20 protein-coding genes are annotated in these 20,610 nt (G+C 69.6%); 16 read left to right on the top strand and 4 right to left on the bottom strand.

Going from position 1 to position 20,610, the window contains the following annotated elements; genetic code table 11:
• Window positions 1–94: 94 nt before the first annotated feature.
• The 11 genes from urtB (at window position 95) to ureG (ending at window position 9,958) form a co-directional block, all read left to right on the top strand.
• The gene (gene urtB, locus B7P44_RS04650) at window positions 95–1,714 is read left to right on the top strand and encodes an urea ABC transporter permease subunit UrtB (protein WP_084906413.1); all 1,620 of its coding nucleotides are present in this window, start codon (window positions 95–97) and stop codon (window positions 1,712–1,714) included.
• Window position 1,715: 1 nt separating this feature from the next.
• Window positions 1,716–2,903, top strand: a complete 1,188-nt coding sequence (gene urtC / locus B7P44_RS04645; RefSeq protein WP_084901230.1) for an urea ABC transporter permease subunit UrtC — start codon at window positions 1,716–1,718, stop codon at window positions 2,901–2,903.
• The gene (urtD, locus tag B7P44_RS04640) at window positions 2,900–3,757 is read left to right on the top strand and encodes an urea ABC transporter ATP-binding protein UrtD (protein WP_084901227.1); all 858 of its coding nucleotides are present in this window, start codon (window positions 2,900–2,902) and stop codon (window positions 3,755–3,757) included. The genes urtC and urtD overlap by 4 nt, the downstream gene beginning before the upstream one ends.
• 4 nt (window positions 3,758–3,761) lie before the next feature.
• Entirely contained in the window at window positions 3,762–4,454 is a 693-nt protein-coding gene (gene urtE, locus B7P44_RS04635; RefSeq protein WP_084901224.1) for an urea ABC transporter ATP-binding subunit UrtE, read from the top strand.
• A 90-nt stretch (window positions 4,455–4,544) separates the two neighbouring features.
• Window positions 4,545–5,420, top strand: a complete 876-nt coding sequence (locus B7P44_RS04630) for an urease accessory protein UreD (RefSeq protein ID WP_084901221.1) — start codon at window positions 4,545–4,547, stop codon at window positions 5,418–5,420.
• Window positions 5,421–5,656: 236 nt separating this feature from the next.
• Complete coding sequence (gene ureA, locus B7P44_RS04625) at window positions 5,657–5,959, top strand: urease subunit gamma (RefSeq protein WP_006406310.1); 303 nt, start codon at window positions 5,657–5,659, stop codon at window positions 5,957–5,959.
• Between the two features lie 10 nt (window positions 5,960–5,969).
• Window positions 5,970–6,275 carry an urease subunit beta gene (locus tag B7P44_RS04620; protein ID WP_084901218.1) on the top strand — a complete coding sequence of 102 codons (306 nt, stop codon included), beginning with the start codon at window positions 5,970–5,972 and terminating at the stop codon, window positions 6,273–6,275.
• Between the two features lie 26 nt (window positions 6,276–6,301).
• Window positions 6,302–8,008 (top strand): urease subunit alpha, encoded by a 1,707-nt coding sequence (gene ureC, locus B7P44_RS04615; protein ID WP_084901215.1) that lies wholly within the window; start codon window positions 6,302–6,304, stop codon window positions 8,006–8,008.
• A 24-nt stretch (window positions 8,009–8,032) separates the two neighbouring features.
• Entirely contained in the window at window positions 8,033–8,626 is a 594-nt protein-coding gene (gene ureE / locus B7P44_RS04610; RefSeq protein ID WP_084901212.1) for an urease accessory protein UreE, read from the top strand.
• On the top strand, window positions 8,613–9,293 hold the full coding sequence (locus B7P44_RS04605) for an urease accessory protein UreF (protein ID WP_084901209.1): 681 nt from the start codon (window positions 8,613–8,615) through the stop codon (window positions 9,291–9,293). Before ureE ends, B7P44_RS04605 begins: the two co-directional genes overlap by 14 nt.
• A 17-nt stretch (window positions 9,294–9,310) precedes the next feature.
• On the top strand, window positions 9,311–9,958 hold the full coding sequence (gene ureG, locus B7P44_RS04600; RefSeq protein WP_084901206.1) for an urease accessory protein UreG: 648 nt from the start codon (window positions 9,311–9,313) through the stop codon (window positions 9,956–9,958).
• 54 nt (window positions 9,959–10,012) lie between these two features.
• Here ureG and waaA read toward each other — a convergent pair whose 3' ends face one another.
• From waaA to B7P44_RS04580, 4 genes are all read right to left on the bottom strand, one after another.
• Window positions 10,013–11,350, bottom strand: coding sequence for a lipid IV(A) 3-deoxy-D-manno-octulosonic acid transferase (gene waaA, locus B7P44_RS04595; protein WP_084901202.1), 1,338 nt, complete (start codon window positions 11,348–11,350; stop codon window positions 10,013–10,015).
• Window positions 11,351–11,387: 37 nt separating this feature from the next.
• A complete protein-coding gene (locus tag B7P44_RS04590; RefSeq protein WP_084901199.1) occupies window positions 11,388–12,272 on the bottom strand; it encodes a Kdo hydroxylase KdoO in 885 nt (294 codons plus the stop codon).
• Between the two features lie 19 nt (window positions 12,273–12,291).
• On the bottom strand, window positions 12,292–13,287 hold the full coding sequence (gene waaC / locus B7P44_RS04585; RefSeq protein WP_084901196.1) for a lipopolysaccharide heptosyltransferase I: 996 nt from the start codon (window positions 13,285–13,287) through the stop codon (window positions 12,292–12,294).
• 164 nt (window positions 13,288–13,451) lie between these two features.
• Complete coding sequence (locus tag B7P44_RS04580; RefSeq protein ID WP_084901193.1) at window positions 13,452–14,846, bottom strand: phosphomannomutase/phosphoglucomutase; 1,395 nt, start codon at window positions 14,844–14,846, stop codon at window positions 13,452–13,454.
• Between the two features lie 241 nt (window positions 14,847–15,087).
• Between B7P44_RS04580 and B7P44_RS04575 the strand changes: the two genes are divergently transcribed.
• From B7P44_RS04575 to B7P44_RS04555, 5 genes are read left to right on the top strand one after another with little or no spacing between them, the layout of a single operon-like run.
• The gene (locus B7P44_RS04575) at window positions 15,088–16,344 is read left to right on the top strand and encodes an oligosaccharide flippase family protein (RefSeq protein WP_084901190.1); all 1,257 of its coding nucleotides are present in this window, start codon (window positions 15,088–15,090) and stop codon (window positions 16,342–16,344) included.
• Window positions 16,341–17,177 carry a glycosyltransferase gene (locus B7P44_RS04570; protein WP_084901187.1) on the top strand — a complete coding sequence of 279 codons (837 nt, stop codon included), beginning with the start codon at window positions 16,341–16,343 and terminating at the stop codon, window positions 17,175–17,177. Before B7P44_RS04575 ends, B7P44_RS04570 begins: the two co-directional genes overlap by 4 nt.
• A 44-nt stretch (window positions 17,178–17,221) precedes the next feature.
• On the top strand, window positions 17,222–18,358 hold the full coding sequence (locus B7P44_RS04565) for a glycosyltransferase family 4 protein (protein ID WP_084901185.1): 1,137 nt from the start codon (window positions 17,222–17,224) through the stop codon (window positions 18,356–18,358).
• A gap of 15 nt (window positions 18,359–18,373) precedes the next feature.
• Complete coding sequence (galE, locus tag B7P44_RS04560; RefSeq protein WP_084901182.1) at window positions 18,374–19,396, top strand: UDP-glucose 4-epimerase GalE; 1,023 nt, start codon at window positions 18,374–18,376, stop codon at window positions 19,394–19,396.
• Between the two features lie 27 nt (window positions 19,397–19,423).
• Window positions 19,424–20,533 carry an MraY family glycosyltransferase gene (locus B7P44_RS04555; protein ID WP_084901179.1) on the top strand — a complete coding sequence of 370 codons (1,110 nt, stop codon included), beginning with the start codon at window positions 19,424–19,426 and terminating at the stop codon, window positions 20,531–20,533.
• The last annotated feature ends 77 nt before the right edge of the window (window positions 20,534–20,610 follow it).

Below are 20,610 nucleotides of genomic sequence, written 5' to 3'. Positions count from 1 at the left end.
CGCCTGCGTGCGGTGCGCCGGTTACGGCAACGCTGCGGCGAGCTTCGCGTCGCGCCGCACGCGCCCTCTTCTCCACGCCTGCCAGGACATCCTGATGCCGACTCTCCTCCGCCGCGCCGCCGTCGCGCTCGTCGCGTGCGCGGCCCTCGCCGGCGTCGCGCCGCGCCCGGCCTTCGCGCTGACGGCCGCCGACACCGCCGCGCTCGCCGGCGACGACTTCGACGCGAAGACCGCCGCGATCGAACGGCTCGCCGCCGATCCCGATCCGCACGCCGTGACGCTGCTCAATGCGCTGTCGTCCGGCGACGCGCTCGCGACCGACGACGGCCGCATCCTGATCCAGACCGGCGACGCCGCGCACGACGCGCTGACGCAAGCGGCCGCGCAACCCGGCGACGCGCAGCCGGTGATGCTCAACAACCTGCTGCGCACGAAGATCGCCGCCGCGCTGTCGGGCCTCGCGCTCGCGTCGCCGGACGTCGCCGCGCGGCGCGACGCGATCGACGCGCTGCTGAAGTCGCCCGATCCCGCGCTGCAGCCGATGATCGACCGCGCCCGCGCCAAGGAAACCGACCCGGCGCTCAAGCGCCGTCTCGACGCGCTGTGGGCGATCGCCGCGCTGCACGACGCCGATCCGGCGAAGCGTCTCGACGCGGTGCGGCTCGTCGCCGCGCGCCGCGATCTCGACATGATCGAGCAGTTGCGCCCGCTCGTCGCGAAGAACGCCGACGGCAGCTTCGCCGAATCCGACGCGCGCGTGCGCGACGCCGCGCAGCAAGGGCTCGACGCGCTGCACGCATTGCAGCGCCGCGGCGAGATCGCCGGCACCGTGTTCGCGGGCCTGTCGCTCGGCAGCGTGCTGCTGCTCGCCGCGCTCGGCCTCGCGATCACCTATGGCCTGATCGGCGTGATCAACATGGCGCACGGCGAATTCCTGATGATCGGCGCGTACGCGACCTACGTCGTGCAGACGCTGGTGCAGCGCTTCGCGCCGGCCGCGTTCGACTGGTATCCGCTCGTCGCGGTGCCCGCGTCGTTCGCGGCGGCCGCGCTCGTCGGCATCGTGCTGGAGCGGCTCGTTCTGCGGCACCTGTACGGCCGCCCGCTCGAGACGCTGCTCGCGACCTTCGGCGTGAGCCTGATCCTGATCCAGGCGATGCGGATGCTGTTCGGCGCGCAGAACGTGCAGGTCGTGAACCCGTCATGGATGAGCGGCGGCGTGACCGTGATGCAGAACCTGATCCTGCCGTACAACCGCCTGGTCATCCTCGCGTTCGCGCTCGCGGTGGTCTTCATCGCGTGGGCCGTGCTGACGAAGACGCGGCTCGGCCTGTTCGTGCGCGCGGTCACGCAGAACCGCGGGATGGCCGCGTGCGTCGGCGTGAAGACCGCGCGCGTCGACGCGTATGCGTTCGCGTTCGGCGCCGGCATCGCGGGCCTCGGCGGCTGCGCGCTGTCGCAGATCGGCAACGTCGGCCCGGATCTCGGCCAGAACTACATCATCGATTCGTTCATGGCCGTCGTGCTGGGCGGCGTCGGGCAGCTCGCCGGCACCGTGCTCGGCGGCTTCGGGCTCGGCCTCGTCAGCAAGGCGATCGAGCCGTTCTGGGGCGCGGTGCTCGCGAAGATCGCGGTGCTCGTGATGATCGTGCTGTTCATCCAGAAACGTCCGCAGGGCATGTTCGCCCTCAAGGGACGCAGCGCGGAGGCTTGACGTGACTTCAATCACCGACTCGCTGTCGAACCCGGTCGCCGACGCGCCGACGCCGCCCGCCGCCGCGCGTGCGGACGCCGGCTTCGCGCTCGGCCTGCCGTCCCGCCCCGCGCTGCTGTCGCGCCGCGCGTGGCTCGCGCTCGTCGCGCTGTGCGTCGCGATCGGCGTCGGCGTGCCGCTCGCCGCGCTCGTCGTGCCCGAGTCGAGCGCGTTCCACCTGTCCGCGTATGCGATGACGCTCGCCGGCAAGCTGATGTGCTACGCGATCGCCGCGCTCGCGCTCGATCTCGTGTGGGGTTACTGCGGCATCCTGAGTCTCGGCCACGGCCTGTTCTTCGCGCTCGGCGGCTATGCGATCGGCATGTACCTGATGCGCGAGATCGGCCGCGACGGCAAGTACGGCAGCGACCTGCCCGACTTCATGGTGTTTCTCGACTGGCATCGGCTGCCGTGGTACTGGAGCGGCACCGACCATCTCGCGGTTGCGCTCGCGCTCGTCGTGCTCGCGCCCGCCGTGCTGGCGTGGGTGTTCGGCTTCTTCACGTTCCGCTCGCGCGTGAAGGGCGTGTACCTGTCGATCATCACGCAGGCGCTGACGTTCGCCGCGATGCTGCTGTTCTATCGCAACGAGACCGGCTTCGGCGGCAACAACGGCTTCACCGATTTCAAGCGCATCGCCGGCTTCCCGATCACGTCGCCCGGCACGCGCACGGTGCTGTTCCTGCTGACCTTCGCGACGCTCGTGCTCGCGTTCGTCGCGGCGCGCGCGATCGTCACGAGTAAGCTCGGCCGCGTCGTCGCCGCGGTGCGCGACGGCGAGACGCGGCTGATGTTCCTCGGCTACAGCCCGCTCGCGTACAAGCTGTTCGTGTGGACCGCGTCGGCCGTGCTGTGCGGCGTCGCAGGCGCCTTGTACGTGCCGCAGGTCGGCATCATCAACCCCGGCGAGATGTCGCCGGGCAATTCGATCGAGATGGCGATCTGGGTCGCCGTCGGCGGACGCGGCACGCTGATCGGGCCGATCGTCGGCGCGTTCGCGGTGAACGGCGCGAAGAGCTTTTTCACCGCGTATTTCGCCGAATACTGGCTGTTCTTCCTGGGCCTGATCTTCGTGCTCGTGCCGCTGCTGCTGCCGCGCGGGATCATGGGTCTCGTCGAGGCCGCCATCGCGAAGGGGAAACGCGCATGAACGGAACCGCCCTCTACCAGTTCGCGCCGCCGGGCGAGGACGAATTGCTCGCGGTCAGCGGCACGGCGTCGATGGGGCGCGTCGTGCCGCCCGGCATCGACACGTCGCACGGCACGATCCTCTATCTTGAGGATATCGAAGTGAGCTTCGACGGCTTCCGCGCGCTGAACCGGCTGTCGCTGTCGATCGACGCGGGCGAGCTGCGCTGCGTGATCGGCCCGAACGGCGCGGGCAAGACGACGATGATGGACGTGATCACCGGCAAGACGCGTCCCGCTGCGGGCAAGGTGTTTCTCGGCCAGACGCTCGACCTGTCGCGGATGAGCGAGCCGGAAATCGCGCGCGCGGGCATCGGCCGCAAGTTCCAGAAGCCGACCGTGTTCGAGCAGCACCCGGTATGGGAAAACCTCGAGCTCGCGATGCAGACCGACAAGGGCTGGCTCGCGTCGCTGCGCGCGCGGCTCGACAAGGCCGCGCAGGCGAAGATCGAGGAGACGCTCGCGCTGATCGGCCTCGAGGCACACGCGTTCCGCGCGGCCGGCGAGCTGTCGCACGGGCAGAAGCAGCGGCTCGAGATCGGCATGCTGTTGATGCAGCGCCCCGCGCTGCTGCTGCTCGACGAGCCCGCGGCGGGCATGACCGATCACGAGACGATGGAGCTCGCGGACCTGCTGAACACGCTGCGCGGCACCTGCTCGATGATGGTCGTCGAGCACGACATGGAGTTCGTCGCGGCGCTCGCGGGTGACACCGGGCGCGTGACGGTGATGGCCGAAGGCGCGGTGCTCGCGCACGGCACGCTCGATCAGGTCAAGCGCGACGACGCGGTGATCGAGTCTTATCTCGGACGTTGATGCCATGCTGAAGATCGACTCGCTGAACCAGTACTACGGCGGCAGCCATATCCTGCGCAACGTGACGCTCTCCGCCGACGACGGCAAGCTGACGGTGCTGCTCGGCCGCAACGGCGTCGGCAAGACGACGCTGCTGCGCTGCCTGATGGGCGTCGTCGCCGCGAAAAGCGGCACGGTGGCGTGGCGCGGCGCAACGCTCGGCGCGCTGCCGCCGTATGCGCGCGTCGCGGCCGGGCTGGCCTACGTGCCGCAGGGCCGCGACATCTTTCCGCGGCTCACCGTCGAGGAAAACCTGCTCGTCGGCGCGGCGAGCCGGAAAGCGCCATCGAAGGTGCCCGACCGCATCTACGAGCTGTTTCCGGTGCTGAAGGACATGCGCGCGCGGCGCGGCGGCGACCTGTCGGGCGGCCAGCAGCAGCAGCTCGCGATCGGCCGCGCGCTGATGAGCGAGCCGCAGCTGCTGATCCTCGACGAGCCGACCGAAGGGATCCAGCCGTCGATCATCCAGGACATCGGCCGCACGCTGCGGCAGCTCGTCGACGAAACGAAGATGACGGTGCTGCTCGTCGAGCAGTACTACGACTTCGCGCGCTCGATCGCCGACCATTACTGGGTGATGAGCCGCGGGGAGATCGTCGCGGGCGGCGATGCGCGGGACATGGAGACCAACGGCGTGCGGGAGCTGATCGCGGTCTGACGGGCGGCGCTTTCGACAACGGCGGCATCGGCATTTTTGTTCCGGTAGCATCGACGTTTCCCGCGCCCGTTTCCCGTGCCCTGCCCGCCGATGTCCGCCCCCGATTCCCACCTGTCGCTGTCCCGCCCCGCCGTCGCCAAGTCGTGGCTCGCCCGTCTCGAACTCGGCTTCGAGCGGCACGGCGCGCGCACCACGCTCGTCCATCGCTTGCACGACGGTCCGCTGCGCGTGCAGCGGCCGCTGTATCCGGAAGGCGACGCGATCTGCCACGCGGTGATCGTCCATCCGCCGGGCGGCGTCGCGGGCGGCGACCGGCTCGACCTCGACATCGCGCTCGGCGACGGCGCGCACGCGGCGCTGACGACGCCCGGCGCGACCAAGTGGTACAAGTCGAACGGCCTCGACGCGACGCAGCGCATCGGCATCGTGCTCGGCGAGCACGCGAAGCTCGACTGGCTGCCGCAGAACAACCTGTTCTTCGACTCCGCGCACGCGTCGCTCGACTTCACGCTGACGCTCGGCGCGGGCGCGAGCGCGCTCGGCTGGGATGCGACGCAGCTCGGCCGGCAGGCGGCCGGCGAAGCGTGGTCGGCGGGCCGCATCGCGTCGACGTCGGCCATCGTCGACGCCGCCGGCCAGCCGCTGTGGGCCGAGCGCGCGCTGCTCGACGCCGACGACGCGCTGCGCGACGCGCCGCAGGCGCTGGCCGGCTTCCCGGCCTACGGCACGCTGTGGGCGATCGGCGCCGCGTGCGACGCGGCGCTCGCGGAATCGCTCGCCGAACGGATGCCGTTCGACGCCACGCTGCGCGCGGGCGCGACCTGCGTGACGCCGGGCGTCGTGCTCGTGCGTGCGCTCGCAGTGTCGATGGAAGCGCTGCAACGGCACTTCGTCGACTGCTGGCTGCACCTGCGCCCGATCGTGCACGGGGTCGCCGCGCAGCCGCTGCGGCTCTGGCAAACCTGACCCGTCCCGCCTGAACGCCCCATTTCGGCGCAGCGTTGCACCCGGCGCCGCACGCCGCACATGCGGCGCGCACCACGAACGCGCATCCGGCGCGGTTCCGCATGCATGGCACGCAGCTTGCTCCTTACATCTTCGATACACACGGCGCGCCGGATAATGCGGTGCTACGATGAACCGCCCTTCCGCACGCCTGCAGTGCACCGAGAAAAATTACGTTTTCCTGAACGCTTGCCTTCATGAAACTGACTCCCCGCGAAAAAGACAAGCTGCTGATCTTCACGGCAGCGCTGCTGGCCGAGCGCCGCCGTGCGCGCGGCCTCAAGCTCAACTATCCGGAAGCGGTCGCGTTCATCACCGCCGCGCTGATGGAAGCGGCGCGCGACGGCAAGACCGTCGCCGAGGTGATGCACTACGGCACGACGCTGCTCACGCGCGACGACGTGATGGACGGCGTGCCCGAGATGATTCCCGACATCCAGGTCGAAGCGACCTTCCCGGACGGCACGAAGCTCGTCACGGTCCACCATCCGATTCCCTGAGGCCCCCCGCATGATTCCCGGCGAAATCCTCACCGACGACGGCGAGCACGAGCTGAACGCGGGCCGCGCGACGCTCGTGCTGACGGTCGCGAACACCGGCGACCGCCCGGTGCAGGTCGGCTCGCACTACCACTTCCACGAAGTCAACGACGCGCTGTCGTTCGATCGCGCGGCCGCGCGCGGCTTCCGGCTCAACATCGCGGCCGGCACCGCGGTGCGCTTCGAGCCGGGCCAGACTCGCACGGTCGAGCTCGTCGAGCTGGCCGGCGCGCGCGCCGTCTACGGTTTCCAGGGCAAGGTGATGGGGCCGCTCTGAGCGCCCCGCTTCAGGACTACGACGACATGACACTACGCTTGAGCCGCCGCGCGTACGCGGAGATGTTCGGGCCGACGACGGGCGACCGCATCCGTCTCGCCGATACCGAGTTGCTGATCGAGATCGAACGCGACTGCACGATCTACGGCGAGGAAGTGAAATTCGGCGGCGGGAAGGTGATCCGCGACGGGATGGGCCAGTCGCAGCGCGTCGCCGCCGACGTGCCCGATACGGTGATCACGAACGCGGTGATCCTCGATCACTGGGGCATCGTGAAGGCTGACATCGCGATCAAGCACGGGCGCATCGCCGCGATCGGCAAGGCCGGCAACCCGGACATCCAGCCGGGCGTGACGATTGCGATCGGCGCCGCGACCGAAGTGATCGCCGGCGAAGGGCTGATCGTGACCGCGGGCGGCATCGACACGCACATCCACTTCATCAGCCCGCAGCAGATCGACGAAGCGCTCGCGTCGGGCGTCACGACGATGCTCGGCGGCGGCACGGGGCCCGCGACCGGCACCAACGCGACCACCTGCACGCCGGGACCGTGGCACATGGAGCGGATGCTGCAGGCCGCCGACGGCTGGCCGATCAACCTCGGTTTCCTCGGCAAGGGCAACGCGAGCCTGCCGCAGCCGCTCGTCGAGCAGATCGCGGCCGGCGCGATCGGGCTGAAGCTGCACGAGGACTGGGGCACGACGCCCGCCGCGATCGACAACTGCCTGTCGGTCGCGGACGACACCGACACGCAGGTCGCGATCCACACCGACACGCTGAACGAGGCCGGCTTCGTCGAATCGACGGTCGCCGCGTTCAAGGGCCGCACGATCCACACGTATCACACCGAGGGCGCGGGCGGCGGCCATGCGCCGGACATCCTGAAGGTGTGCGGCGAGGCGAACGTGCTGCCGTCGTCGACCAACCCGACGCGCCCGTACACGATCAACACGCTCGACGAGCACCTCGACATGCTGATGGTGTGCCATCACCTCGATCCGTCGATCGCCGAGGATCTCGCGTTCGCCGAATCGCGCATTCGCCGCGAGACGATCGCGGCCGAGGACATCCTGCACGACCTCGGCGCGCTGTCGATGCTGTCGTCCGACTCGCAGGCGATGGGCCGCGTCGGCGAGGTGATCATCCGCACCTGGCAGACCGCTCACAAGATGAAGGTGCAGCGCGGCGCGCTGCCCGAGGACAACGCGCGCCACGACAACTTCCGCGCGAAGCGCTACGTCGCGAAGTACACGATCAACCCGGCGCTCACGCACGGGATCGCGCACGAGGTCGGCTCGATCGAGCCCGGCAAGTGGGCGGACCTCGTGCTGTGGGAACCGGCGTTCTTCGGCATCAAGCCGACGATGATCCTGAAGGGCGGGATGATCGCGATGGCGCAGATGGGCGACCCGAACGCGTCGATCCCGACGCCGCAGCCCGTCCACTATCGCGAGATGTTCGCGACGCGCGGCGGCGCGCTCGCGCGCACGTCGCTGACGTTCGTGTCGCAGATGGCGGCCGACGCCGGCATTGCCGAGCGCTACGGGCTCGCGAAGCGCATCGTGCCGGTGCGCAACTGCCGCAACGTGACGAAGGCCGACATGATCCACAACGCGTGGCGGCCCGCGATCAGCGTCGACCCGGAAACCTACGACGTGATCGCCGACGGCCAGCTCCTCACCTGCGAGCCGGCCGCGGTGCTGCCGATGGCGCAGCGCTATTTCCTGTTCTGACGATTTCCGATCCATTTCCGATCCATGCGCACCCTCGACAAACGCATTGCCCCGAACGTGAAGCTCGCCGCGTCGCTCGTCGCGCGCGCGCCGACGCTCACGCTCGCGTACGACGCCCGCTGCAAGAGCCGCCTCGCGGCGACGCTCGACACCGGCGAGGAAGTCGCGCTCGTGCTGCCGCGCGGCACCGTGCTGCGCGACGGCGACGTGCTCGTCGCCGACGACGGCGCGCTCGTGCGCGTCGCCGCCGCGCCCGAAGCCGTGCTGCGCGTGCGCGCGGCCGATCCGCTGACGCTGATGCGCGCCGCCTACCACCTCGGCAACCGCCACACGCCGGTCGAGATCGGCGACGGCTGCCTGTTGCTCGAGGCCGATCCCGTGCTCGCGGACATGCTGCGCCGGCTCGGCACGCAGGTCGAACAGGTCGACGCGCCGTTCCAGCCGGAAGCCGGCGCGTACGGCGGCGGGCACCGGCACGGCCACGACGCGACCTTCGCCGAAGACTATGCGCTCGCGCAGCAGGTGTTCGGCGAGCACCACGGCCATTCGCATTCGCACGATCACGATCACCAGCACGGCCCCGGATGCGCACACGGCCACGGCCATGAACACCACTGAACTCGTCGCGCTGCTGCACCTCGCGTCTCCCGCGCTGCCGATCGGCGCGTTCAGCTATTCGCAGGGACTCGAGGCGGCGCTCGACGCGAACCTGATCCGCGACGCCGACGGCGCGCGCGACTGGATCGCGAGCGGCCTCGCCGACGTGCTCGCGCACGGCGAGCTGCCGTTTCTCGCGCACCAGCTCGCGCGCTGGCACGTGCACGACGCCGACGCGCTCGCCCGCGAAAACGCATGGTTCGTCGCGAGCCGCGAATCGGCGGAGCTGCGCCGCGAAACCGAACAGATGGGCTGGTCGCTCGCGCAGCTGTGCACGTCGCTCGAATGGGGCGACGCCGCGCGCCGCGCGACGCTGGCGGCAATCACGCCGATCGCGCTGCCGACCGCGTTCGCCTATGCGGCGGCCGCGCACGGCGCGCGCGCCGACGCGACGCTCGCCGCGTACGCGTTCGGCTGGGTCGAGAACCAGACGTCCGCCGCTCTGAAGGCGGTGCCGCTCGGCCAGCTCGCCGGCCAGAAGATCATCGTCGCGCTGCGCGGCGCGATCGACGCGGCCGTGCAGCGCGCGCTTGCGACGCCGCCCGACCGGATCAACACGTTCGCGCCGCAGCTCGGCATCCTGTCCGCGCGGCACGAGACCCAGTATTCGCGGCTGTTCCGCTCCTGACCTACACGCTACCCGCCATGAACGCACCCTACTCCCCGTCCGCCCGCCGCACGAAGAAGCTGCCGCCGCTGCGCGTCGGCATCGGCGGCCCGGTCGGCTCCGGCAAGACCACGCTGCTCGAAATGCTGTGCAAGGCGATGCGCGACACCTACGACCTCGTCGCGATCACCAACGACATCTACACGAAGGAAGACCAGCGCCTGCTGACGGTCGCGGGCGCGCTGCCCGAGGAACGGATCATGGGCGTCGAGACGGGCGGCTGCCCGCACACCGCGATCCGCGAGGACGCGTCGATCAACCTCGAAGCGGTCGACCGGATGCTCGCGCGCTTTCCGGAGGCGGACATCGTGTTCATCGAGTCCGGCGGCGACAATCTCGCGGCGACGTTCAGCCCCGAGCTGTCGGACCTGACCATCTACGTGATCGACGTCGCCGGCGGCGAGAAGATCCCGCGCAAGGGCGGGCCGGGCATCACGAAGTCGGACCTGCTCGTGATCAACAAGACCGACCTCGCGCCGCTCGTTGGCGCGAACCTCGACGTGATGGCGTCCGATACGAAGAAGATGCGCGGCGCCCGGCCGTACGTGATGACTAACCTGAAGGTGCTCGACGGCGTCGCGGACGTCGTCGCGTTCATCGAGAAGAAAGGATTGCTGAAGGTCTGAGCGAAGGCGGCAGGCCCGCGCTCGCGGGCCTGCCGATGCGGATACGCGCCGTGCCTACTCGTCCTGCGTCGCGCGCGCGCCGTTCTCGGCGGCCGGCAGCAGCGCCGCCAGCACGTCGACCGTCCGCGCGGTCGCGCCGCGATGACGCGCCGCGAAGGCCGCGCCGGCCGCGCCCATCGCGATGCGCCGCGCCTTGTCGGCGAACAGCGCGTCGAGCACGCGGCCGAGATCCGCGGGATCCTGCACCTGCTGCGCGGCGCCCGCTGCTACTGCATCGGCGGTCGCCTGCGTGAAGTTGAACACGTGCGGCCCGATCAGCACCGGCACGCCGACCGCGCACGCTTCGATCAGGTTCTGCCCGCCGAGCGGCAGCAGGCTGCCGCCGATGAACGCGACGTCGGCCGCCGCGTAGTACGCGCCCAGCTCGCCCATCGAATCGCCGAGCAGCACCGTCACGTCGGCCGGCAGCGGCGCCGCCGCCGGCTGGCCCGCGGCGAGCGCAGCGGCATCCGCCGCCCAGGCCGAACGCCGCACGCACTTGAGATTGCTGCGCGCGACGAGCGCCTCGACTTCACCGAAACGCTGCGGATGGCGCGGCACCAGGATCAGCAGCGCGTTGGGCGTCCTGACCGCTTCGAACGCCTGCAGCACCAGCGCTTCCTCGTTCTCGCGCGTGCTCGCCGCGACCCACACCGGGCGCGCGCCGATCGCGTCGCGCCACGCATGGCCGCGCGCCGCGAGTTCGGGCGGCGTCGTCATGTCGAATTTCAGGTTGCCGAGCACCGTCACATGCCGCGCGCCGAGCGAGCTCAGGCGCTCCGCATCGGCCGGGCTCTGCGCGAGCACCCGCGAGAAGCCGCCGAACACGTCGCGCGTCGCCGCGCCGAACTTCGCCGCGCGCTTGTACGAACGCGCGGACATCCGCGCATTGGTCAGCACGAGCGGCACGTCCGCGCGGCGGCATTCGTCGATCAGCGTCGGCCACACCTCGGTTTCCATCACGAGGCCGAGCGTCGGCCGCCATGCGCGCAGGAAGCGCCGCACCGCGCCCGGCATGTCGTACGGCAGGTAGCAGCGCAGCACGCGATCGCCGAAGATCTGCGTGCCGGTCGCGCGGCCGCTCGGCGTCATGTGCGTGAGCAGGATGCGCGCGTCCGGGCGCGCGTTGATCAGCGCGTCGATCAGCGGCTGCGCCGCGCGCGTCTCGCCGACCGACACCGCATGCACCCAGATCAGCGGCGCGCGGTCGTCCGGCGCGCGGCCCGGCCCGTAGCCGAAGCGCTCGCCGATATGCTCGCGGTAGCCGCGCTCCTTGCGCGAGCGCAGGTACAGGCGCACGACGGCCAGCGGCGCGACGAGCCACCACAGCGCGCGATAAATCATCCTCAGCATGAACCGGCCACCTCTTGACGTCGATTGCGGCGCGCGTTCAAACCAGCGCCCTGCCCATCAGGCGCTCGAGAATGCCGAGCGGCGCGCAATCGCGCCGGACCATCGCGTCGACCGGCAGGAAGAACGTCTGCTCGAGCATGAACTGGCCGGACATCACAGCGTGCGAAGTCTGATCCGAGAAACATATCCACACGCTGCCCGGCGGAAACGGCATCGTCTCCTGCGGGCTGTTCTTCTGGTAGTCGAGATCGGCCTTCATGCTGTCGTGCAGGTTCAGCATCAGGTGGTCGTACGCGCTGCGCGGCGTCTTCGTCACGTGCAGCAGGTTCAGCAGCCACGCGGAGCCCGGCAGCTGCGGCCGGATGCGCGGCAGGAAGCGCTTCGCGACGGCCTCGAACGGCTCGCCGACGCGCCACACGCGCGGCGCGCCGGCCGGATTGACGTTCGTGAACACGCGCAGGATCCGCTCGCCGTAGTTCGGGCGCGACGGGAACGCGTCGACGTGCAGCCGGCTGTCGTCCTTGCGCCACGACGTCTGGCGCGTCTCGACCTGCATCAGGCGCAGGCTCGTCGGCGCGACGCGCAGCTTGCCGCGGTATTCGGGAAAGAGGCCATCGACGAGCGAGCCGGCCTGCTGCTGGAAGCGCGCGACGAGCGCGCGCACCGCCGACTGCGTGACGCCGTCGCCGAGCACGCCGGCGAGCGCGCCGCCGTTCGGCGCGAGGCTGATGTTCTTGCGTTTCGGATCGGCGAGCGCCGGATCGAGCAGCGCTTCCTCGCCGCCTTCGATCGCAAAGCGCAGGTGCGGGAAATACAGCACCTTGCCTTCTTCGACCGCGGCCAGCAACTGCTCGCGCGGCACCGACAGATTGTGCCCGCGCCAGTCGGCGGACGAGACTTCGATGATCTGGGATTCGCTCATGGTCTTGGGGTGCGTGCAGTTACAGGAGACCGAAGCCCGCGAGCGCCGACTTCACCTGCGCGATCGACGGGGGCTGCCCCGCCGTGCCCAGGTTGGCGACGTTCGGCGACCAGTAGCCGCCGGTCCGCCAGGCCGTCGCGAAATTGTACAGTTCGACCGTCGGACGCTTCAGCGCGGCCGCGATGTGAACCAGACCTGTGTCAACCCCGACGGTTGCCGCCGCGCCGTCGATCAGCCCGACCACCGCCGGCAGCGACAGCTTCGGCGGCACGATCGCCGCCGCGCCGAACTCCTTCGCGAGCCGCTCGCTGGTCGCGCGCTCCGCGTCGTTGCCCCACGGCAGCACGAGCGACGCGCCGCGCCGCACGAGCGACTGGCCGAGCTCGATCCACGCGGCGTCCGGCCATTGCTTGTCGGCGCGCGACGTCGCATGCACGAACACCACGTACGGCACCGGCAGGTTCAGCCCGAGCGCGGCCACCGCGAGCGACGCCGCGCGCGTGTCGAGGCCGAAGTCGATCGGGTCGGCGGGCGTCGGCGCCGGGTCGCCGAGCGCGGCCGCGACGAGCTGCCGCGTACGCTCGACGACGTGCGTGCGCGGCTCGATCGGCACGCGCTTGTCGTAGAAGAAACGCACCGGCCACTCGTAGCCGGCGCCGTCGGTGCGGTTGCCGAGGCCGACGAGCGGGCCGCGCGCCCAGCTCGCGACCCACGCGGTCTTGATGAGCCCCTGGCAGTCGATCACGAGGTCGTAGCGCTCTGCCGCGAGCCGCTTGCGGAACGCGCGGATTTCGCGCCAGGTCGCGCCCGCGAACGGCTTCTTGCGCCAGCGGCGCAGCGAGAACGGCAGCACGTCGCGCACGCCGTCGACGAGCCGCACGAGGTCGACGAAGCTTTCCTCGACGAGCCAGTCGATCTGCGCATCGGGATGGCGCCGCCGGATATCGGCGATCACCGGCATGTTGTGCACGACGTCGCCCAGCGACGACACGCGCACGATCAGGATCTTTTGCACGCTGAAAAAACGCCGGCGGACGGCCGGCGACAGGCATAAAGAGGGGATTTTATCGCGCCCGGCCGCCCCGACAGGCAAAAAGCGGCGGCACGCGTTGCGCGTGCGCCGCTTTTCTGGGGCGGTCCCGGGCAAACGCCAGGCGGCGAACGCGTCGCCGCCCGCGTTCAGAACGGCAGCTTCACGTCCGGCTTCGCCGCCGTCAGCACGCGGCGGAAGTCTTCCTGGATGCGGGCGAGGCCGTCCTGCGTCTCGGCTTCGAAGCGCAGCACGACGACGGGCGTCGTATTCGACGAACGCGCGAGGCCGAAGCCGTCCGGATACTCGACGCGCAGGCCGTCGATCGTCACGACCTCGTCCGCGCCGTCGAACTTCGCTTCCTGCTGCAGTTTCTCGATCAGGCGGAAGTTCTCGCCCTCTTCGAGCCACAGCTGCAGTTCCGGCGTGCACATCGCGTCCGGCAGCGCGTTCAGCTGCGCGCTCGGGTCGGCCGACTTCGCGACGATCTCGAGCAGGCGCGCGCCCGTGTAGAGGCCGTCGTCGAAGCCGTACCAGCGGTCCTTGAAGAACACGTGGCCGCTCATCTCGCCCGCGAGCGGCGCGCCGGTCTCGCGCAGCTTCGCCTTCACGAGCGAATGGCCGGTCTTCCACATCAGCGGCTCGCCGCCCTTGCTCTTCACCCACGGCGCGAGATGGCGCGTGCACTTCACGTCGTAGATGATCTGCGCGCCCGGGTTGCGCGACAGCACTTCCTCGGCGAACAGCATCAGCTGGCGATCCGGGAAGATGATCTGGCCGTCCTTCGTGACGACGCCGAGGCGGTCGCCGTCGCCGTCGAACGCGAAGCCGAGCTCGGCGTCGGTTTCCTTCAGCGCGCGGATCACGTCCTGCAGGTTTTCCGGGTGAGCCGGATCCGGATGGTGGTTCGGGAACGTGCCGTCGATGTCGGTGTACAGCTCGACCAGCTCGCAGCCGAGCGCCTTGAACAGGCGCGTCGCGAGCGGCCCGGCGACGCCGTTGCCGGCATCGACGACGAGCTTCATCGGCCGCGCGAGCTTGACATCGCCGGCGATGCGGGCGATGTACTGCTCCGCGACGTCGAACTGCTCATAGGTGCCGCTGCCCGTCTCGAAGCGCTCGTCGACGATGCGGCGGTACAGCGCCTGGATCTGCTCGCCGTAGATCGCCCCGCCGCGCAGCACCATCTTGAAGCCGTTGTAGTCCGGCGGGTTGTGGCTGCCCGTGACGACGATGCATGAATCGACGCGGCGCTCGCCGCCCTTCAGCGCGAGCGGCACGCTCGCCGCGAAATAGCCGACCGGCGTCGGCACCATGCCGACGTCGACGACGTCGACGCCCGCCGCACGCAGGCCGTCGGCGAGCGCCCCGACGAGTTCGGGCCCGGACAGCCGGCCATCGCGCGCGACGACAACCGCGTCGCCGCCGTGCGCGCGCACTTCGCTGCCGAACGCACGGCCGATCGCGCGCGCCGTGTCGGCGTCGAGCGTCTTGCCGATCACGCCGCGAATGTCATATGCCTTGAAGATGGATTGGGAAATCATCGATTCACTCTCGGTTGCCTGCATGGAAAACGTTGGCCGCCTCGTCGCCGGCGCCGGGGCTCGCGCCCGGGGCTTGTCCGGACGGGCCGGGATGGCGGGAGCGATCCCGATACAACTTATAATCGCTCGTTTTGATTACGCGGATACCGCCCATTTTAATGCCTAGCCGTCCCGCCGCCGCAACGCGCTCGCCTGCCGGCGCCATTGCGCCCCTCCGACGCGCGCGCCGGCGCGGCGCACCATGCTGAAGCGCCTCGCCAATCCGGACGTCGCGAAAGCCGTCGCGAACCTCGTCTGGCTGGGGCTCGAACGGCTCACGCAGATCGGCGTCGCGATCGCGATCAGCGGCCTTCTGGCCCGTTATTTCGGGCCGGACGTGTTCGGCAAATGGCAGTATGCGAATACGCTGCTCCTCGTGCTGGCGCCGCTCACCTGGGTGTGCGGCGCGGAAATCCTCGTTCCGACCATCGTGCAGCGGAGCGCCGGACAGCTCGGCGCGGTGCTCGGCAGCGCGTTTGCGCTGCGCATCGCCGTGTCGGCCGCCGCGCTCGCCGCGACCTGGGTCGCGATCACCGCCGGCGCGTTCGACCCGCTCGTCGGCGCGATGCTCGCCGGGCTCGCGGTGACGATGGTCTTCCGCGAGCCGTTCGTCGGCGTCGTCAACGCGTGGCTGCAGAGCATGACCTACAGCAAGCCGCAGCTCGTCACCAGCATGGCTGCGGCGCTCGTCAAGGCGCTCCTCGTCTGGCTGCTGGTGCGCGCCGCCGCCGGCCCCGCCCGCTTCGCGTGGCTGTGGGCGCTCGAGGCCGCCGCGATCGGCATCGCGCTGCTGCTGTATTACCGGCAGCGCCACGGCGGCGCGCTCGGCTGGCGCGTCGACCGGCCGACGTTCAGGCACTTCGCGACCGCCGGCACGGTGTTCTGGCTCGGCCTCATCTGCATGTACCTGTTCCTCAAGCTCGACCGCCTGATGCTCGAGCGCCACGTGTCGTTCGCCGATCTCGGCCGCTACGCGGCCGCGCAGCAGCTCAACGAGAACTGGATCACGCTCGCGCTGATGCTCGCGCAGACGATCGCGCCCGCCTTCGTCTACCGCGTGGAGGACGTCGCGCGGCTGCGCCGCAACATCGTCCGGCTGATCGCGATGACGGCCGCCCTGATGACCGCCGGCGCGCTCATGCTCGATGCCGCCGCGCCGCTCATCATCGGCAAGGTGTTCGGGCCCGGCTACGAAGCGTCGGTCGACATCTTCCGCTGGGCCGTCTGGCTGTCCGTGCCGGCCGGCATCGAGGCGATAGGCAATCTTATCGTTCTCAAATATCAAGCAAAATTCGTCCTGTTGTCGAAATGGGCGCTCGCGCTCGCGATCGCCGCGCTCGTCAACCTGCTCGCGATCCCGCGGCTCGGCCTGTACGGCGCGCTCGTCGGGCTGGCCGGCGGCTATCTTGCCGCCGCCGCGGTAAATTTTTATTACATTCGATTCAAGCTGCGCCCATGACGCCCCCTATTTCCGCGCCGCGCGACGCCGGCCCGCTCGACGACGTGGCCGTGCTGATGCCGGCCTACAACGCGCACGACGATGTCGTCCGGACCCTCGCGTCGTTTCGCGAGGACGCGCCGGTGCGCGTGCTGGTCGTCGACGACGGCAGCACGCCGCCGCTTGCCGTGCCGGACCTGCCCGGCCTCGCGATCGAGGTGCTGCGCATGCCGCAGAACGGCGGCATCGAGCGCGCGCTCGCGGCCGGCATCGATGCGCTCGCGGCGCGCGGCTTCCGCTATGCCGCGCGCATCGACGCGGGCGATCTCGCCGCGCCCGAGCGGCTCGCGAAGCAGCGCGCGTATCTCGATGCGCATCCGCGCGTCGCCTGCGTCGGCATGTGGACCCAGGTCGTGTCGCGCGCCGGCGAGCCGCGCTTCATGCTGACGCCGCCCGCCGATCCGCGCGCGCTGCGCCGCACGCGCTTCCTGCGCTCGCCGCTCGTGCATCCGTCGGTGATGCTGCGCGTCGACGCCGTGCGCGAGGTCGGCAACTATCGCGTGAAATACCGCGCCGCCGAGGATCTCGACCTTTTTTTACGCTTAATGCAACGCTACGATTGCGCGAACCTGCCGGAACTCGGGCTCTATTACGAGCTCAACGAAGGCGGGATCAGCGCGACCAAGCGGCGCCGCCAGCTGATGTCGACGCTCTCGTTGCTGCTGCGCCATTTCAACGCGCTGAACCCGTATGACTGGGCCGGGCTCGCCAAGACCCTGCTGCATTTCGTGACGCCGTACCGCACGCTGCAGCGGATCAAGCAGACGCTGTTCGCTGCGCGGCCGTCCGCTTAACGCATATTCGGCTTTTTCGACGCTTTATTTTTTTGGTTTTTTTCATGGCCGCCTCTTCCCCGCTGCGCATCGTGCTGGTCTGCAACACGGCATGGGCGATCTATACGTATCGCCACGGTCTGATCCGCATGCTCGTCGCGCGCGGCGCCGAGGTGATCGTGGCCGCGCCCGACGACCGCACGGTGCCGCTGCTCGAGCAGATGGGCTGCCGCTACGTGCCGCTCGCGGTCGCGTCGAAGGGCACGAGCCCGCGCGAGGACCTCGGCACGCTCGCCGCGCTGTATCGCCATTACCGTGCGCTGCAGCCGCACCTCGTGTTCCACTACACGATCAAGCCGAACATCTACGGCTCCGTCGCCGCATGGCTCGCGCGCGTGCCGTCGGTCGCCGTGACGACCGGGCTCGGCTACGTGTTCATCCAGAAGAGCCGCGCGGCGAGCATCGCGAAGCGGCTCTACCGGTTCGCGTTCCGCTTCCCGCGCGAAGTCTGGTTCCTCAACCGCGACGACCTCGCGACCTTCACCGACGAGCGGCTGCTCGCGCATCCCGAGCGCGCGCGCCTCCTGCACGGCGAAGGCGTCGATCTCGAGCAGTTCTCGCCCGCGCCGCTGCCGGCCGATGACGCGCCGGTGTTCATCCTGATCGGCCGGCTGCTCTGGGACAAGGGCGTGCGCGAGTACGTCGAGGCCGCGCGCGTCGTGCGCGCTCGGCATCCGCGCGCGCGCTTCCAGCTGCTCGGCCCGCTCGGCGTCGACAACCCCAGCGCGATCGGCCGCGACGACGTCGACGCGTGGGTGCGCGAAGGCGTCGTCGAATACCTCGGCAAAGCGCACGACGTGCGGCCGCACATCGCCGCCGCCGACTGCGTCGTGCTGCCGTCGTACCGCGAAGGCGTGCCGCGCACGCTGATGGAGGCGTCCGCGATGGGCCGCCCGATCGTCGCGACCGACGTGCCGGGCTGCCGCGACGTCGTCGCCGACGGCGACACCGGCCTGCTGTGCCGGGTCCGCGACAGCGCGAGCCTGGCCGCGCGCCTCACGCAGATGATCGAGCTCGGCCCCGACGGCCGCGCGGCGATGGGTCGGCGCGGCCGGCAGAAGGTCGTCGCCGAGTTCGACGAGCAGAAGGTCGTCGAACGATACACAATCACCATACGCGCCTTGACGGGCGTCTCTCTCTGAAAGGAGCACGAAGCCATGACCACGAAGGGAACGATTCTCGTGACGGGCGGTGCGGGCTACATCGGCTCGCACACCGCGGTCGAATTGATCGATCACGGCTACGACGTCGTCATCGTCGACAACCTCGTCAACAGCAAGGCCGAGTCCGTGCGGCGCGTCGCGCAGATCACCGGCAAGACGCCCGCGTTCCATCAGGTCGACGTCTGCGACGAGGCGGCGCTCGGCAAGGTGTTCGACGCGCACCCGATCACCGGCGCGATTCATTTCGCGGCGCTGAAGGCGGTCGGCGAATCGGTCGCGAAGCCGCTCGAGTACTACCGCAACAACATCGGCGGCCTGCTGACGGTGCTCAAGGTGATGCGCGAGCGCAACGTGAAGCAGTTCGTGTTCAGTTCGTCGGCGACCGTCTACGGCGTGCCGGAGCGCTCGCCGATCGACGAATCGTTCCCGCTGTCGGCAACCAACCCGTACGGCCAGTCGAAGCTGATCGCCGAGCAGGTGCTGCGCGACCTCGAGCTGTCCGACCCGTCGTGGCGGATCGCGACGCTGCGCTACTTCAACCCGGTCGGCGCGCACGCGAGCGGCCTGATCGGCGAGGATCCGGCCGGCATCCCGAACAACCTGATGCCGTATGTCGCGCAGGTCGCGGTCGGCAAGCTGGCGAAGCTGCGCGTGTTCGGCTCCGACTACCCGACGCCGGACGGCACCGGCGTGCGCGACTACATCCACGTCGTCGATCTCGCGCAAGGGCACATCGCCGCGCTCGATGCGCTGGTGAAGCGCGACGCGAGCTTCGTCGTGAACCTCGGCACGGGCCAGGGCTACAGCGTGCTGGAAGTCGTGCGCGCGTTCGAGAAGGCGTCCGGCCGGCCGGTGCCGTACGAGCTCGTCGCGCGCCGTCCGGGCGACGTCGCCGAGTGCTACGCGAACCCGCGGGCCGCCGCCGACGTCATCGGCTGGCGCGCGAAGTTCGGCCTCGACGAAATGTGCGTCGACCACTGGCGCTGGCAGGAAAACAACCCGCACGGTTTTGTATAATCCGCTGTCCCATTTCCGAGCAATCCCATGCTCAGCTTCGCGTCCGGTTTCATCGTTTCCCTGCTCGTCACGCTCTTCATCGTGCGCTACGCCCATCTGCACGAGAAGTTCTCGGTCGACAGCGATCTGGCCGGCGTGCAGAAATTCCATGTGCGGCCCGTGCCGCGGGTCGGCGGCATCGGGATCCTGGCCGGGGTCGTCGCGTCGGCGCTGCTGCTGACGCAGCGCTACCCGACCATCGCCGGCAGCATCCTCGGGCTGGTCGCCTGCGGAATGCCAGCCTTCCTGTCCGGACTGGTCGAAGACCTGACCAAGCGCGTGTCGCCGCGCGCACGGCTACTGTGCACGATGGGCGCGGCCGCGCTCGCGTTCGGCGTGCTGCACATCGCGGTCACGCGCATCAGCGTGCCGCCGCTCGACTTCCTGCTCGGCTACGTCGCGATCTCCGCGTTCGTGACGGTGCTGGCCGTCGCGGCGCTCGCGAATGCGGTCAACATCATCGACGGCTTCAACGGGCTCGCGTCGATGGTCAGCTTCATGATGTTCGCATCGCTCGCGTACGTCGCGTTCCAGGTCGGCGACCCGGTCGTGATGTCGGCGTCGTTCATCATGATGGGCGCGGTGCTCGGTTTCTTCGTGTGGAACTTCCCGGCCGGGCTGATCTTTCTCGGCGACGGCGGCGCGTACTTCATCGGCTTCATGCTCGCCGAGCTCGCGATCCTGCTGGTGATGCGCAACCGCGAGGTGTCCGCGTGGTACCCGGTGCTGCTGTTCATGTATCCGATCTTCGAGACCTGCTTCTCGATCTACCGGAAAAAGTTCGTGCGCGGCATGTCGCCGGGGATTCCGGACGGCGTGCACCTGCACATGCTCGTCTACAAGCGCCTGATGCGCTGGGCGGTCGGCACGAAGACCGCGCACGACCTGACGCGGCGCAATTCGCTGACGTCGCCGTATCTGTGGCTGCTGTGCCTCGTCGCGGTGATTCCGGCGACGCTGTTCTGGCGGCACACGGTTCACCTGTTCACGTTCGTCGTGCTGTTCGCGCTCACGTATGTGTGGCTGTATGTGAGCATCGTGCGGTTTCGGGCGCCGCGGTGGATGGTGATACGCAAGGTGCGTCGGCATCACCATTGAGCGGCCTGCCGGTTGCGATAAAAAAAAGCGCCTGACCAGGCGCTTTTTTGTTGCCGCGTCCCGCCGGGCGGCGGGCT

This window comes from Burkholderia ubonensis subsp. mesacidophila (assembly GCF_002097715.1).
In the GTDB taxonomy this organism is placed as follows: domain Bacteria; phylum Pseudomonadota; class Gammaproteobacteria; order Burkholderiales; family Burkholderiaceae; genus Burkholderia; species Burkholderia mesacidophila.
Note: the sequence above shows the minus strand (reverse complement) of the source record. Positions and strands in the feature narration are given on the sequence as shown.